At 44.5% G+C, this 15,914-nt stretch carries 12 protein-coding genes and 1 pseudogene; 6 read left to right on the top strand and 7 right to left on the bottom strand.

Going from position 1 to position 15,914, the window contains the following annotated elements; all coding sequences use genetic code 11:
- Nucleotides 1–27: 27 nt before the first annotated feature.
- On the top strand, nucleotides 28–2,163 hold the full coding sequence (locus R8N47_RS08575; protein WP_064353992.1) for a TonB-dependent siderophore receptor: 2,136 nt from the start codon (nucleotides 28–30) through the stop codon (nucleotides 2,161–2,163).
- Between the two features lie 91 nt (nucleotides 2,164–2,254).
- Here R8N47_RS08575 and R8N47_RS08580 read toward each other — a convergent pair whose 3' ends face one another.
- Both R8N47_RS08580 and R8N47_RS08585 read right to left on the bottom strand, forming a co-directional pair.
- Nucleotides 2,255–2,941: a response regulator gene (locus R8N47_RS08580; protein ID WP_054576965.1), complete on the bottom strand. Its 687-nt coding sequence runs from the start codon at nucleotides 2,939–2,941 to the stop codon at nucleotides 2,255–2,257.
- Nucleotides 2,938–4,557 carry a sensor histidine kinase gene (locus R8N47_RS08585; RefSeq protein ID WP_213896117.1) on the bottom strand — a complete coding sequence of 540 codons (1,620 nt, stop codon included), beginning with the start codon at nucleotides 4,555–4,557 and terminating at the stop codon, nucleotides 2,938–2,940. Before R8N47_RS08585 ends, R8N47_RS08580 begins: the two co-directional genes overlap by 4 nt.
- 476 nt (nucleotides 4,558–5,033) lie before the next feature.
- Between R8N47_RS08585 and R8N47_RS08590 the strand changes: the two genes are divergently transcribed.
- The 5 genes from R8N47_RS08590 (at nucleotide 5,034) to R8N47_RS08610 (ending at nucleotide 10,128) form a co-directional block, all read left to right on the top strand.
- Complete coding sequence (locus R8N47_RS08590) at nucleotides 5,034–5,261, top strand: hypothetical protein (protein WP_005377125.1); 228 nt, start codon at nucleotides 5,034–5,036, stop codon at nucleotides 5,259–5,261.
- A gap of 130 nt (nucleotides 5,262–5,391) precedes the next feature.
- The gene (locus tag R8N47_RS08595; RefSeq protein ID WP_064353995.1) at nucleotides 5,392–6,807 is read left to right on the top strand and encodes a TolC family protein; all 1,416 of its coding nucleotides are present in this window, start codon (nucleotides 5,392–5,394) and stop codon (nucleotides 6,805–6,807) included.
- A 3-nt stretch (nucleotides 6,808–6,810) separates the two neighbouring features.
- Nucleotides 6,811–7,791 carry an HlyD family secretion protein gene (locus R8N47_RS08600; RefSeq protein ID WP_005377122.1) on the top strand — a complete coding sequence of 327 codons (981 nt, stop codon included), beginning with the start codon at nucleotides 6,811–6,813 and terminating at the stop codon, nucleotides 7,789–7,791.
- A gap of 22 nt (nucleotides 7,792–7,813) precedes the next feature.
- Nucleotides 7,814–8,980: an ABC transporter permease gene (locus tag R8N47_RS08605; RefSeq protein WP_064353997.1), complete on the top strand. Its 1,167-nt coding sequence runs from the start codon at nucleotides 7,814–7,816 to the stop codon at nucleotides 8,978–8,980.
- On the top strand, nucleotides 8,977–10,128 hold the full coding sequence (locus tag R8N47_RS08610; RefSeq protein WP_064353999.1) for an ABC transporter permease: 1,152 nt from the start codon (nucleotides 8,977–8,979) through the stop codon (nucleotides 10,126–10,128). The genes R8N47_RS08605 and R8N47_RS08610 overlap by 4 nt, the downstream gene beginning before the upstream one ends.
- Before the next feature lie 287 nt (nucleotides 10,129–10,415).
- Here R8N47_RS08610 and R8N47_RS08615 read toward each other — a convergent pair whose 3' ends face one another.
- The 5 genes and pseudogenes from R8N47_RS08615 to R8N47_RS08635 all read right to left on the bottom strand — a co-directional run bounded on the left by R8N47_RS08615 (nucleotide 10,416) and on the right by R8N47_RS08635 (nucleotide 15,871).
- Nucleotides 10,416–11,324 (bottom strand): LysR family transcriptional regulator, encoded by a 909-nt coding sequence (locus tag R8N47_RS08615; RefSeq protein ID WP_005377119.1) that lies wholly within the window; start codon nucleotides 11,322–11,324, stop codon nucleotides 10,416–10,418.
- A gap of 142 nt (nucleotides 11,325–11,466) precedes the next feature.
- Entirely contained in the window at nucleotides 11,467–11,895 is a 429-nt protein-coding gene (locus R8N47_RS08620) for a hypothetical protein (RefSeq protein ID WP_005377111.1), read from the bottom strand.
- Between the two features lie 17 nt (nucleotides 11,896–11,912).
- Nucleotides 11,913–13,082 (bottom strand): patatin-like phospholipase family protein, encoded by a 1,170-nt coding sequence (locus R8N47_RS08625; protein WP_005377110.1) that lies wholly within the window; start codon nucleotides 13,080–13,082, stop codon nucleotides 11,913–11,915.
- A 210-nt stretch (nucleotides 13,083–13,292) separates the two neighbouring features.
- Nucleotides 13,293–14,150, bottom strand: a pseudogene (gene pdxY, locus R8N47_RS08630) (pyridoxal kinase PdxY).
- A gap of 125 nt (nucleotides 14,151–14,275) precedes the next feature.
- Nucleotides 14,276–15,871, bottom strand: coding sequence for a bifunctional aspartate transaminase/aspartate 4-decarboxylase (locus R8N47_RS08635; RefSeq protein ID WP_053350320.1), 1,596 nt, complete (start codon nucleotides 15,869–15,871; stop codon nucleotides 14,276–14,278).
- Between the last annotated feature and the right edge of the window lie 43 nt (nucleotides 15,872–15,914).

The raw sequence follows: 15,914 nt of genomic DNA on the forward strand, positions 1-15,914 counted from the left end.
ATAGAAAAAGTAGTGGAATTTATAAATATGGAAAGTCCGATTCGATTTCATCGTTCAGCGGTTGCTATTGTTGTATCCGCATTGCTCGCTGGCCACGCCAATGCAACTGAGAGCACATCCCAACACGAAACGATTACGGTGCTAGGAGAAACATACCGAAACACCGCAACTAAAACCGTTTTAGAACCGGAGGAAACACCGCAAGCGATCACGGTAATCACTAAAGATGACATGGACCTGCGCGGCGTAAACTCGGTGAGCGAAGCATTGCGTTATGCACCTGGCGTAAATACAGAATTGCGTGGCGGTGCCGTTTCCCGACTTGACCTATTCAATATTCGTGGTTTTATTAACTACACCAACTTTTATGATGGTCTTCCTTTGCTGTACAACGGTTGGAACCTTCAACCGCAGGTCGATTCCGTTGCTCTTGAGCAAATCGAGGTTTTTAAAGGGCCAACGTCTGTTCTTTACGGCAATATTCCACCAGGAGGTATGGTCAACATTATCGCCAAGGCGCCTCAGTCAACACCCTCGCACTCTGTCTCGATTAGTACAGGGACTAACAGCCTAAAAGAACTGACGTTCGACACCACAGGACAAGTTGGTGATTCTAATGTTGATTACCGTATCGTCGGCCTGGCAAAACAGCGAGATGGTCAAGCCGATACGTCTGAAGATGAACGTTACGTACTCGCCCCATCTTTCAATTGGCAAGCGACAGAAAGCACATTAGTGAACGTGAATGTTTACTATCAAAATGATCCATCAGCAGGTATCTACACGACTGTGCCTGCGTCTGGCTCAGTGATTAAAAACCCACTTGGCTCGATGTCACCAAGCACTTATTTAGGGGATGAGGACTGGAACACTTACGAACGCGAAGTTCTGATGATGGGTTACAAAGTCCAACACGACTTTAACAACAATTGGCAATTTCTACAGAATGCCCGCTACATGACCGCCGATGCCTATCAGGAAAACACATATAACGGTGCACTTGAAGCGGATAACCGTACCGTTGGTCGAAATGCCTATTTAACCGATGAAAAATCCAAATCCTTTGTGATTGACAACCAACTATCTGGCTACGTTAAAACAGGAAATTTTGAACATAACTTATTGTTCGGGCTTGATTATCAGTATCTAGATTCAGATGTAAAATACAAAGACACGCTTGGGTATTCGCTAACTCAGGACATTTTTAATCCTGACCACAACAGCATTGATCGTAATGCACTGAATTTCCAATACAAACAAAACTTAGATATCAAAACGAAGCAGATTGGCGTTTATTTCCAAGATCAAGTTCGTTACGACCAACTTGTAATGATTGCAGGTCTTCGTTGGGATAAATACGATTCAAATACAGACGCCGTTAGCGATTATCTAGGAGCAGTATCCAACAGCAAGGAAGAGTTAGACGATACCAACGTATCTTTCCGAGTCGGTGGTTTGTATGAGCTAGACTTTGGTCTCTCGCCATATCTTACTTACTCGGAAAGTTTTGAGCCAATTGCGGGTGCCGACTCTTCTGGTAAAGCATTTGAGCCATCAACCGGTCATCAATGGGAGTTAGGCTTTAAATACGCCCCATTATCTGGTGATATCTCAGGTAACTTAGCACTCTTCCATATTACGAAGAAAAACGCGATCTTGACCGATCCGAATAATCCATATGCACCGAACTATCAAGCGGGCGAAGTGGTATCACAAGGTATTGAACTTGAGGCAAAATGGCAAGCCACAGCACAAGCTGATTTCACTCTAGGCTATACATATACCGATATGGAGATTACCGAGGACAGTTATTACAACCAAGAAGGTAAAACGCCGGTTTGGGTACCTGAGCAAACGGCCTCTCTATGGGCCAATTACTTCTTTGAAGGAAATCTTTCAGGCCTTCGTACCAGTGCTGGCGTTCGCTATGTCGGAGAAGCACAAATTGATGCACAGAATAGTCAAAACGTACCGGACTACACCTTGTTTGATTTAGCAGCAAGTTACGATTTCTCAACGGTATCTGAATCAATGAAAGGGGCTAGCGTCACGCTTTCTGCAAGCAATCTATTCGATAAAGAATACTATTCTTGTTACGACAAAAATAACTGTTGGTTTGGCGCTGAGCGCTCTATCGAAGCGAAGTTAGAATACAACTTCTAACCTCTTAGAGCGGAACAGCAGTAATTTGTAAAGCGATGGTTTCTACAATAAGCCATCGCTTTTTATTTTGCATAGAGCATCAATATAAACGCTACCGCGTCACTTTTTTATAGCACCTTTCTGGCCTACCTACCGACCCATAGTTTAAATCAGCCTCTAGTTCACCAGTGCTGATCAGATACTCCAAATAGCGCCTCGCCGTTGTTCGGCTCACTCCGATTTTTTCACCTGCCTCATCAGCGGTCAGCGCACTGCCATTTGGGAACAACTCTCTGATCTTGTCTAGGGTTACACCATCAATCCCTTTTGGTAATCGGTTCGGCAAGTTGTCTTGATTGGCGTGAGACTGCAGCATTTTATCAACGAGGTTCTGATCCAAACTCTCTACGATGTCTAGTTGTTGGCGTTGGGACACATACTTTTTCAGTGCGGCATCTAAACGTGGAAACATCACTGGTTTTAACAGGTAATCGACAACGCCACCCCTCATCGCCTGTTGTAACGTATCGACATCCCTTGCGGCTGTAATCAAAATGACATCACACGTTTGGTTACTTGCACGCAGTGTATTTAGTATCTCAAGCCCTGTGCCATCGGGAAGATAGACATCCATCAATAGTAAATCTGGCTTAAGAATGTCGAGTTGCATTTCCGCTTCCATTCTCGTGGTCGCAATTCCGACCACTTCCAAACCTGTCAGTTGGCTTAAGTATTTGTGGTGCAGCTCAGCAATAGCCAGATCATCTTCAATGATCATTACGCGAGTCGCCATACTCATAATTGTTCTTCCTTGGGTAAGTACACCGTTATTCTTGTCCCATAATTTGTATTGGGTATCATCTCAACATGGCCGTGATATCGAGTAGCAAGCTGATTGACAAGGTGCAACCCAACACCTCGATTTTGACGAGATTTCGTTGAAACGCCTTTTGTAAATAATGTTTGTGGATCCATTGTTTTTGGGAGGCCACAACCATGATCTATCACCTCAAGTATCACTTCATTTCCGTAATCGCTAACGGACACATCAATGTTTCTGCGTTCTGACGCAACATTTGATTCATCGCGAATTGAAGTTAACGTGGCATCGAAAGCGTTATCAATCAAATTACCCAAAATTGTGACAAGGTCTTCCGAATTTAGCCACTCAGGCAGGGGCTCCAGACGACTGCCTTCCTCAACCACCAGTTGTAAGCCTAACTCGCGAGCACGTTCAGTTTTTCCAAGCAACATACCTGCAATTAGCGGGTCCTTAACGGTATCTCTTAAAAACTCAATCATTGCTTGATAGTGTGCGGTTTCTTGTCCAATTAACTTTTGCACCGCATCAAGTTCACCCATTTGTACTAGCCCACTAATGGTGTTGAGCTTATTGCGATGCTCATGGGTCTGCGAACGTAACAAATCTGCATATTCCTTGGTTTGTGATAGCTGCTCGGTTAGATCATTGATTTCATCCCTTAAACGGAAACTCGATACCGCCCCCACGATTTTTCCATCAACATAAATTGGAGAGCGATTTGCAATCAGGCGCTTATGATTAAGGAATATTTCAATATCATGATCTTCCTGCCCGCTTTCTAACACTGTATATAGATCGCTATCACGCAGCGTATCAGTCAAAGGTTTATTGAGCGCTGATTCTCTATCAATACCGAGAATCTGGCAGGCACTACGATTTATCGAGCGAAGTATCCCTTGGGCATCAATGCTTAACACGCCCTCTTTGATGGTGCTCATCGTCACTTCTAATTCGCCGTACAACCGCCCTATCTCTTCAGGCTCAAAGCCTAAAATGGCGCGCTGAAACTTTCTCGACGCATAATTGGATACAATGGCATTAGCGACGACAACTACGATGACCATTAAAATCAAAAAGGCCAAAAATGGTTCGATGCGGTCTTGCAGTCGGTCGAGCAAATAGCCAACCGAAACCACACCAATGATGCTCCCTTGCTCGTCAAAAATCGCAGCTTTACCACGAACTGAATAACCTAACGAGCCCTGTGCCGTCGAAACATAAGACAATCCCCGTTCTAGCGCTCGACGATTGTCGCCACCTCTCATTGGCTTGCCCAACCGCTCATCAACAGGGTGGATTAAGCGTACTCCCTTATGGTCGCCAATAACGATGAATGCAGCACCTATGGCTTCGGTTAATTCTCTAAAGCGAAGTTGGTATGGCTGGGGGTTTTGGGTTTCGATCATTTCACGAACAACCGCTGAGTTCGCTAAAAAACGGGCAACACCCAGTGCTTTTTCTCCCATTTCTTGCTCTTGATTGATTTTGAGATAAGTGAACCCCGCGGCGACAAGCAATAACAGCTCTATCAACCCCGATAGCGTCATGATAATGAGCATCCGCTTACGAAAGCTGATGGTTTTCCAACTCATTGATACATCCTTGTGATTCACTCTTGAGCGTAACGTTAACACTCAGTTAACAGCATGACGTTGTCGCGGTGATAAATCTGTGAGGAAGGCAAACAAACCGCAGAGTTTACGGTTAATTAATCGACGAGCTGAAACATAAAATTACAACCATTCACCAAATTTAGCATTCCTCTCTGATACTCAATTCCATACATAAATTGCCCTTAAAATCATGATCGCGATCACATCGATTTTAGCGGTTTTTGAGGCGTTTTTAGACTTTACAACGTATAATTTTTAATCAACGAAACCAATGAGAGTTTCGGTTTGAAAGCAGTGAAGCTGGAAGTCTATTAAAAGCTCAACATTGATGTCAGTGGTTTGGACAAAAATAAAACAAAACACAAATACTGACTACATGACAAACACTTAGACACCATCTGAAAACTGGAAAACTATAAACAGAGGTGCATTTATAGTTAGAAGGAACACCAAACATGGAACGCGATACCTTTGGAATATGCCTGAATAAGGCGATGCTGTCAGAGAATATGTATTCAACATTTACACACGTCAGGGCTTATGAAAAAAACGGAGGCGGTACTTCTGATCTCAAAGTCCTGTTATCGTTCCCTCAAATGAGTGGAAAAGATCTATTGAATACGATGCGAGGTTCTCGTCAGCTCGAGTGGAGAGCGGAGTTTCACTGTCCATATACGAAATAAATTTGTAACATCTCCCGCGCCCAGCACAAATATAACTGGGCGCAAACTACTGCCCAATTTTCCCTCCTACTTAACACGCAGTTACGAATCCTTTATATTAGAGCTAATACTCTACGACAAAGCAGCCATTATGAAAAAAACAGGAAAGTTTTGGATACTGGGCTTACTCAGCAGCTCGATTTCCCTTGCCTGTCATGCGGCACCGATCACTTTTGATACCGCATGGCAGCTATTGCTAGAAAACAACTATTCTCTTAAAGCTCAACGCTCAAACGTCGAGAACTACCAATACCAAGAGAGTGCCACCAGCAATCTCAACTTACCTCAAGTTACCATTGGCGCGAATTACACGCGTTTAGATACCGATATCACGCTGTCGGGAAAACAGATCCTAGACAGCACAGGAGCACACATTAACGTACCTCCTGCTTTTCAGCCTATTTTTGGTGCCTTAGCTAATACCACTTCGACCATAACCGAGCGCGATATTTTCTCTTCGTCTATTCGTGCCATTTGGCCAATTTTTACTGGTGGTCGAATTTCTGCGGCTCAATCAGCAGCAGAAGGCAAAACGGATGAGGCGAAAAGTCAGCTTCTAATGGAACAACAAGCGCGTTTTGAAGATTTATCGAAGTACTACTTTTCTGTCGTACTGGCAAAGGAAGTACTCACAACGCGGCAAGCGGTTGAAGCAGGGCTAAAAAAGCATCGAGATTTTGCCATTAAGCTTGAAGAGCAAGGACAAATCGCGCACGTTGAGCGCCTGCAAGCCGAGGCTTCTTTAGATAAAGCATCTGTAGAAACACGTAAAGCTGCCAGCGATTTGAGTATCGCTCAGGCTGCATTAGGTAAATTACTCGCACAAGATGACGCCGTAGAGCCCGCTGAATCTTTGTTTATCAACGACAGTCTTCCCCCTCTTAGCGCTTTTGTCGATCAAACGTTGCTTACCTATCCGGGGTTAGAACTTCTGAGCGCTAAACACAAACAAGCCTCTAGCTTAATCAAAGCAGAAAAAGGGAAATACTACCCTGAAGTTTATCTTTACGGCGACTACAGCTTGTATGAAGACGATTCTCTCGCAAGCCAAATGAAGCCAGACTGGTTAGTTGGTGTTGGTGTCAGCATTCCACTGATTGAATCATCAGGGCGAAGCGAAAAAGTCAAAGCCGCTCAAAGCGTCGTCTCGCAGGTCGACTCATTAAAGTCCCAAGCCAAACAAGACTTATCGCTGTTAGTTCAAAAGACATACTTGGAGGCTCAGCAAGCCATTGATGAAGTACAAGGGCTCGCATCTAGCATTGAACTCGCTAACGAAAACCTGCGCTTGCGTGAAAAAGCATTTACTCAGGGTCTGTCGTCTTCTCTGGATGTTGTGGATGCACAACTTTATGTCGCGAGTATAGAAACACAACGTTCGGCGGCGCGTTTCCGCTATTTAATATCTTTAACCAAGCTACTCGCATTGAGCAGTGAAATGAACAGCTTCGAACAATATCAAAATACCGCTTATATCCCTGCTTCAACATCCAAAGAGGTGAAATAAATCATGGCAGCTAAATCACTAAAACCCGTTTTACTCTCACTTTGTGCTTTGGGTGTTGCCTCTTGGGTTGGGTATCAATTTTACCAAGCCTATCAACCGGAACCGATCCGCTTACAGGGATTAATTGAAGCCCAGCAATACAGCATTTCCTCAAAAGTCCCAGGGCGTATTGATGAGGTCATGGTACGTAAAGGCGACGATGTAGAGAAAGGTCAGCTTATTTTTACCCTTCATAGTCCTGAAATTGAAGCGAAGTTAGAACAAGCAAAAGCAGGTGAAAAAGCGGCGGACGCCTTAGCTCAAGAAGCTGAGAAAGGCGCACGTGAGCAACAAATCCAAGCAGCAAAAGATCAGTGGATGAAAGCCAAAGCCGCTGCGAATTTAATGGAAAAAACCTACAATCGTGTGAATAACCTTTATAACGATGGCGTGGTTGCAGAACAAAAACGCGATGAAGCTTTAACTCAGTGGCAAGCAGCGAAATACACAGAAAGTGCCGCGTTTCAAATGTACGAAATGGCAAAAGAAGGCGCTAGAAGTGAAACCAAAGTGGCTGCGGCGGAAAAAGCGCGCATGGCATCAGGTGCCGTAGCCGAAGTAGAAGCGTACGCGAAAGATACTCAGATCTACAGCTGGTTTGACGGCGAAGTCTCTCAAGTTCTACTTCAAAGTGGTGAATTAGCACCTCAGGGCTTCCCGGTTGTTACTGTGATAGATACAGAAGATGCCTGGGCGACACTTAATGTGCGTGAAGATTACCTTCAACACTTTAAAAAAGGAGCAACCTTTGATGCCTATTTGCCTGCCTTAAACAAAAATGTTGAGTTCAAAGTAACGCATGTTGCCGTTATGGGTGACTTTGCAACGTGGAGAGCAACCGATGCTTCTCAAGGTTTTGATCTTCGTACCTTTGAAGTAGAAGCTCGTCCAGCTCAACCCGAACCTGAACTGCGTATGGGAATGAGTGTTGTCGTTGAACTTTAATCACAACCACTAGGTTAATGCTATGACGATTAAGATTTCACAGCGGCATATCTTACGACGAGACAAGTGGTTGCTTTCGTGCCTTACTTGGATACCGATTTTGCTCGCGCTGATGATTTGGGGAGTGTTCTCTGCGGGCATTGCCCGGGATCTGCCAATCGGTGTGGTTGATCTACAACATTCCCAACTTTCTCGAAAGCTCATTCAATCTTTGGATGCGTCGTCGAGTCTGGCTGTTAACTATCATTACGCCAGTGCAAGCGAAGCAAAAAATGCGATGATTGAAGGCGATATCTACGCTTACGCGGTCATCCCATCTAAGTTCGACCAAAATATTCTCCAGCACCGCCAACCTCAACTTTCTGTCTTTTACAACAGTCAGTACATTTTGGTAGCGAAACTGATCAACTCTGCCGTTGCGCAAGCACAAGGCTATTTCGACGCTCAGGTTGAAGTAATGGGCAACTTGGCTAAGGGTAACACCACAACGTTAGCAGCGGCTGGACAGGCTGTACCCGTGTCGACACAAATAACCGCATTATTTAACCGTAACAATAACTACGCACAATTTTTGGTAACGGCTATCGTGCCAGCCATTTGGCAAATATGTATTGTAGTAAGCACTATTTTGATTCTTGCCGCGCACTTTCGCATTTATGGTGGAAAGAATAGCTTTGCATTTTTGGGCGAAAAGCCATACGCCAGGCTCACTACCCTATTAAGTCAGTACATTCCGGTCTTTATGGCGCAAGGTGCGTTGTTCTTGTACTGGTTTTATTCCGTGCTTGATTGGCCAATGGAAGGCAGTTTTGTGGTTATGCTATTAGCACAATTGGCGACGGTTATCGCCTGTATCATTATGGGAGCGTTGTTCTTCTTCTTGTCGATGGATCCTGCACGTGCGATGAGTTTTGCTGGCGCATTTACGGCTCCAAGCTTCGCGTTCATGGGAATTACATTCCCAGTTTCTGACATGAACACGCTCGCTTATGCATGGCGTTCATTATTGCCGATTACCCATTACATTGAAGTACAAGTGAGTCAAGCAAGCTATGGAGCATCGGCCGCACAATCTTTAAGCTCGCTATGGCCTATGATTGGTTACGTTGTGCCCCTGCTCATTACCGCAGCCTTGATGGGTAAACATCGAACAGCTTCATCAACACGCCAAGCGAAGGAGGCGGTATGACATTGTGGCAACTGATTAAAGCGGAACTTAAGGCCGTTCTAACCAATCCAGTCGTTACGTTGACCGTGTTTGGTGGTGTCGTATTTTACTCGTTTTTATACCCTTTGCCTTATGCACAACAAACGCCTCGTGAACAACCAATCGCGATTGTTAATCTAGATGGTAGTCAGACGAGTTTAAAGCTAGAACGTATGGTTGATGCCACTCCGCAAGTCAACGTAGTCACTCGACTTCATACGATTGCCGATGCAAAGCAAGCATTTTTACAACGAGAGATCGCCGGTTTTTTAGTCATACCAGAACACTTTTACAAAGACCTAATGCTAGGTAAAAGCCCGACTCTGGTCTACGCTGCGGACGCCTCGTATTTTCTCGTGTACGGAACCGTGGTAGAAGGATTGGCCCAAGCTGGAGGCACATTAGGGGCCCAAGTGAAAGTCAGTAAAATGGTGATAGATGGTGTGCCCATGAGTATGGCTAGCCATAATTACTCTGCTATTAAGCTTAATATGAAACCAACGTTCAACCCAACCATGGGTTACATCGAATACGTAGTGCCGGCAGTATTTGTTCTGATTTTACAACAAACGTTGATCATGGCGGTTGGATTACAAACGGGAACACAGCGTCATGGTCGTGGCTATTGGTCACAAGTATCAACGGGATCGCTGCTGCTTGTGAGAACGTTAGTATTTGTGGCAATTTATTATTTACTCGGCGCCTATTATTTTGGTTTTAGCTTCGAACGTTTAAACGTAAACCATATCGCCAATGCGGGCGAATTGCTGGCTATGTTGTTCCCGTTCTTTTTAGGTTGTTGCGGACTAGGCTTCTGGCTAGGTTACTTATTACCTCGGCGTGAACTTGTCACCTTAGTCGTCTTAGTGAGCTCTATGCCGCTCATTTTCTTGGCTGGTTTTATTTGGCCAATTGAAGCCATACCTACTCCCTTATTATGGATTGCTGATTTAAGCCCAAGCACTTGGGCGATAAAAGCTTTCTTAGCGCTAAACCAAATGGGGGCAACCTGGCAACAAGTCGCTCCACATTGGACGGCGCTTTGGGCACTCACCGTGCTTTGGGGTAGCGTTGCGTACTGGATTGCTAAGCGAAGTAACAAGCCAGTTGTAACAGAGAGCTTGGGGTGACAGCTGACATTTTTTATTACTATAAAAAAAGCCGGGTAACTAAACCCGGCTGAAAATCTGCGTCCTTGCAGCGGACATATGGTAAAAACACTTTTTGCTCTGGGCTTACCCATTGAGCGAGGTTAGATTAAGCCAAAAACTATGGACTCCATACTCTCATATAGAGGGTTATATCCTTCCAATAGACATTAGCTCTTCGCTAGAACGATAACGTTTTTCAGACACAAAAAAACAAGACTCACATTGAGTCTTGTTGTTGATAGGGATGAGCAGGATACATGTCGCCGCTAAGTCATATCACGGATTATTTTCTCTCGGTATTCTGTAACGACCTTCATGATTGAATTTTTTACATCACCGACTTGCTTAGAGGGTTGGCACCATAGGCCAAAACCAAACTTAAAACCTTCCAATAATTCAGAAGCTTCCACTGGCTCTATATGATTATTAGAAAACTCCGAATGGGCAAACGTTCTGGGGAGAATCGCCCATCCTAAACCTGCTTCAACCATTTTCACTACAAGGGCCAATTGGTCGACCTCTTCATGGTTCGAACTTACGATGACTTTTTCGCCCATTCCCTCTTCAATAAGAGACCGCAGTACAAATTGTTTACTATTCCTCAAGGCTGTCAATACTCGATCTGGTGCCATAGAAGCGAGTTCACCACCTTTCTGGACGAAAGGAACAAATTCAAAATGACCTAAAAACGTCGCATCCAGACTATGTATTGCTCGACTATCATGCACATTGACAATACCGAATTGATACTCACCATTCTGTAAACCCTCTTTAATTTCGTTGCGATTACGAACAAGAAAGTTAACTCGCATCATCGGAAAATCTGCCGCTAATTGAATACGAAGCAATACGAGAAAACGGTGTGGTATAGCGCTTGAATAGGCGATACTAACATTCTCTAACCCACCGTAAGCCAGACTTAATGCGACTTTATCGAAAGTACGTGCTTGTTCGATGGTTTGCTTAGCATAGTGGTAAAGAAGATGACCATCTTCTGTCGGTTCTACCGAGCGCCCCACTCGCTCAAACAGGTTGACCGCCAGTTGATCTTCAAGATTGGTAATCACCTGCCCTATTGTGGTTCGGTGCTTATTGAGTTTGACCGCCGCCTTACTAAACGAAAGCTGTTCATAAACGGTTACGAACGCGAGAAGTTGTTCAAAACTAAAATTCATAGGTTGTGCTTACTTTTTAGAGTTATCTAATTAAATTACCACAAGATCGTAGAATTGCTACTTGGTAACGGAAACAATCTGCGTTTGAATTCCTTCTCGACGACACAAAAAAACCTACTAGCTTCAGTAGGTTTTCTCTCACTTAGTTGTACTCAACGACACGAGCTAAATAGTTGAATTCTCCTGAGTCACCATAGTAATCACGGTAGACATCGACACTGAAATATTTAGGTTGATCAGCGTAAATGTGGTCAACGACTTTTTGCTCAAGTGACTCCAACGTTTCACCGACCTGAGAGTACACGAACTGCTTGTTCACTTTTTCCAATTTACGTTTTTTCGCTTCTTTGTGTGACACATAGTTGTTGATCTCTTCCCACTTTCCCACGAACTCGACCGCCACGTAACTCGAGTTCTCGTCAATCATGATAAAGGCTGCACCTTCTTCTTTGATTGCAGACAGTTGCTGCATATCACTATCCACTTTTTGCTGGTCAAGATGGGCTCCACTTTGGGCGAATGCAGTCGCGGAAGCGGTAAGCATCATGAGTGTAAGAACGGCTTTTTTCATTGTATCGTTTTCCTGTATTAAGGGAGTTCAGTTACCCAAAGTTGCCCTTGGGTGGCTTTTTTGAATCCATATTCGTAAATCGTCAGCAAGTAGCGGTGATCGAACATATCTTTCGTTACTTTGGCGTATCTAAAATCTTGATCAATGTAGGTAAACTGCATCTCGATATCGTTGATTTCACTGATGTATTTCATTCGATAGAGATCACCACGAGTTTGCGCTAGCGTAAGGTTTGAGACACTTTTCGATACCAAGTCCAAACCTTTGTCTTTTAGTGGACGATACGGCGCTTTTAACGCACCATTGCGAATCACATCCAACTGAGGCGCTTTTTCTAACCCCAAAGCATCTGAGATTTGTTGATAGTTGAAGTTAGACGGATTAAAGAACACCTGCGCTGCGAGACCACCATCTACGTGTAACTCCTCAAGAGTTTCTCCATCATGTTCAACATCGATAAATTGTGGAGGGAAAACACCAGGGATCGATGCGCTCGCAGCAAGCACCTTGTAAATCAGTTCAGATTTGTCCGCTAAATCACTGTTCGCAATCGCACCAATATTCCAAATCACCAGTTCGCCTGAATCAAAATGGGTACTGCCAATAAAGAGGCGTTTACCATTGCGGTGTTGCTGCGCCATCGCCTCGATCATGGGCTCAGGGTAAGCGTCTGCGATGAAATCATAGAGGTTCTCACCATCGGTAAACGCGTCCTTAAACAGGGTATTTAAGAAGTTCTTCTTACCCAAAATATTCTTATCATTGATGTTGAGCATGACTTCTTTCATCTTTGGCATCGCATCACCGCCAATGAAAACAAAAGGAGCGATTAGGGCACCAGCACTGACTCCAGTAATGATGGCATAATCTTTTAGCTCCCCCTTTTCCTGTAGCCCCATCAAAACGCCGGCCCCGTATGCGCCGTTTACGCCACCACCCGATAAGGCCAAAATATTGAGCTGGTCACCCTCTACTTTGATCGGTGTGGTTTGATTGTGCGCTGAGTAGAGAAAATCCGGCGCTTCATTGGCCCACATTCGAAGTGGCTCATTTGGTGTCGAACTCGCGATCTCGACATCTTTATAGTTGCTTTGAGAAACACGAACATCCAGCGTATGAGGTGAACTACAAGCTACCATCAACAGCGAAAGTGCAACCGTCACACCAGAGGAAATTAAACGATTCATAATCAGTCTCATTTAATGTTCTCTGGCGTATGACCAGAGACTCAGTTTGAAGTTAATTGGGTCAAAATGAAGTCCGTTTCGTTGTGTGGAGTTACTATAGCTAGGCACGGCTAAACCCCATAATCGCGATTGTAGGATGCTATCCATCAAAGCAATTATGCCAAGTTTCTATATGCTAACTTTACGCTTCTCCGTTAATTAGGTACTGCGCTAAGCAATTTTCACGACGTTGAACTCATGCGTCGGTTCGACAAATTCGTATTGGGCATTGATCGTCTGTAGCTCCTATGTGCCATAGCCTTTGGTGATCTCCAATACACCGTAAACGGCGTTATGTGTATGACGAAAGGCTGCGACAGGAGACATCTTCTTCACCAAACAAGAAGTAAAAATCGCAGAAATCAAATCACCGACACCGACTGGCTGCATAGCAAATTCAACACTAGGGCGTTGGGCCAAATAGCTTGCTTTCGGCGTGGCTAAAATCATACTGAAGGCGTCATCTGTTAGTGCATGCAGGTGTTTCACCAATACCATTTTCGGTCCCAGCTCTAGGGCTTTTTTACATGCAGTGACCGCATCATAAAGAGAGTCAATTTTCACACCTGTTAACTCGCTCAGTTCAAACTGGTTAGGAACAATCACATCAGCGATGGGCAACAAGCTATGGCTTATCGCTTCTTTGACACCGTCTGCCACAATGCAACCTTTGTCTGGATCACCCATAACTGGGTCACACACATAAAGCGCGCTGTGGTTACGCGATTTGACTAAACTTACCGCTTCGGCCACCGCTCGACATTGCTCTGCGCTGCCTTGATAACCGGACAGTATCGCGCCACATTCGCCTAACTTCTCAATGTTATCTAAGCCTCTCATTAGAGAATGAATTTCATCTGCCCCAAACTTCTGTCCAGTCCAACCTTGCTGGTACTGAGTGTGATTTGAAAACTGAACCGTGTGAATTGGCCATACTTCGAGGCCCATTCTCTGCATTGGGAAGACTGCAGAACTGTTTCCGGCGTGGCCATAAACCACATGAGATTGAATAGAAATAATGCTTTTCATAAGTCACTCTTAATAGGGAAGTTTGTTAGCTTGGCGACTAAATAAACACAATGCCGCGCACTGTGCTTATTTGGTCGGAATAGCCTCGACAACGCCGAGGCTTATTCTTAATCAGGCTGGATTCATTAGCCTTTGAATTCAGCAAAGTACTCATCCAACACTTTGCGTGTTGCACGACCGATAAGCTCGTATTCGTGGTGAGTAAGGTTTGCTAGCGAAACTCGAACTGATGCATGCACTACATCGAAGCCTTGGCCTGGAAGTAGGATAACGCCGGTTTCATGTGCAAGGCGGAACAGGAAGTCTTTGCCCTTCTCGCTCGCTTTGAACCATTCAACGAATGCTGGTCCGTACAATTTGCCGCCCAGAGTGTCGAGCTCAAGCAGTGTGTAGTAGTCCACACGATCTTTGTTTTCTTCAATTTCTACACCCATGTTTTTGTACAGAGTTTTGTAACGCTCGCGAATGATGCGTTTACATGCTTCTTTGTAGTTTTTCTCTGAGTCCATCAGACAATTCAATGAGAACAGCGCCATTTGAACTTGTTGAGGAAGCGACAAACCTGCTGTGTGGTTAAGCGCTACGCTACGGCTGTCGGCAACGATACGGTCAATAAACTTGATCTCACGAGGTTCCGGAGTCAGCGTTTTGTAACGATCGTCCAACTCAAGTTGACGCACTTCAGGAAGGCTACGCATTGCATCGTCAAACACGTTGTTGTGTTGAATCGCAATCGAGCCTAAACGCCAGCCTGTTGCACCGAAGTACTTAGAGAACGAATACACACAAAGCGTGTTGTATGGCAGTTTTGCAAACAGTGAGACAAAGTCGTCCGCAAATGTGCCGTATACATCGTCAGTCACAATGAACAGGTCGCTACGTTCGTTGTTCACAAAATTTGATAGGTTATCCAGAGTCTCATCCGAGAACTTCACAGACGCTGGGTTTGCCGGGTTAACAACACAAAGCAGTTTGATGCCTGTATCTGCAAGCTTTTCGATTTCAGACATCGGCAGTTGCCATGTTGTCTCATCCAGACGTAGTTCAACGATTTCCAGTTCGTATTCACTCAGTTCTGGAATCTCTAGGTAAGGCGTAAAGATTGGAGTGATTAGCGCAACCTTGTCACCTTTCTTCAATAGACCGTTGTTGAACATAGTTTGGAAGGTGTACGTCATAGACGCCGTACCGCCTTCCGTTGCAAACAGATCGAAGTCTGTTGTCATTGGCATTGGGCCGTACATCTCTTCTGCAATGTATTGCTTCACAACGGTTTCGATGTTCGTCAACATACGTGGTGGCACTGGGTAGTTACATGCAAGGTATGCGTTAACCAGTTCATTCAAGAATGCTTGTTTCTCTAGACCCAAACGGTCTTTTGCGTAGCTCAGCGACTTTTCCAAGAACTGTACGCCTTGGTCTTGTTTATTCTTGCTTGCAAACGTATCGAAGCGTTCAACAATGCCCACACCATCTGGAATGCCACCGAAACCACCATCTAGGTATGAATAAGTGCGCTCGGCTTCCAATATTGCGAACTCACCCAAACGAATGAACGCTTTACGTGGTAGTGTCGCAAGAAAATTAGGGTTACCACGACCTGCATCTAATAACGCGCGGTCAGGAACAGTTTGTGCCACTTCAATTAGTTTATCTTTTAATTCAAATGGGCTTAAATCTGCAAATTTTGAAAAATCAATTGTTGTGTTTTGCGTAGTCATAATATTTACCTGAATCTATTATTTAGTAAAATTTGGATAATAC

The organism is Vibrio sp. 2132-1, from assembly GCF_033344315.1.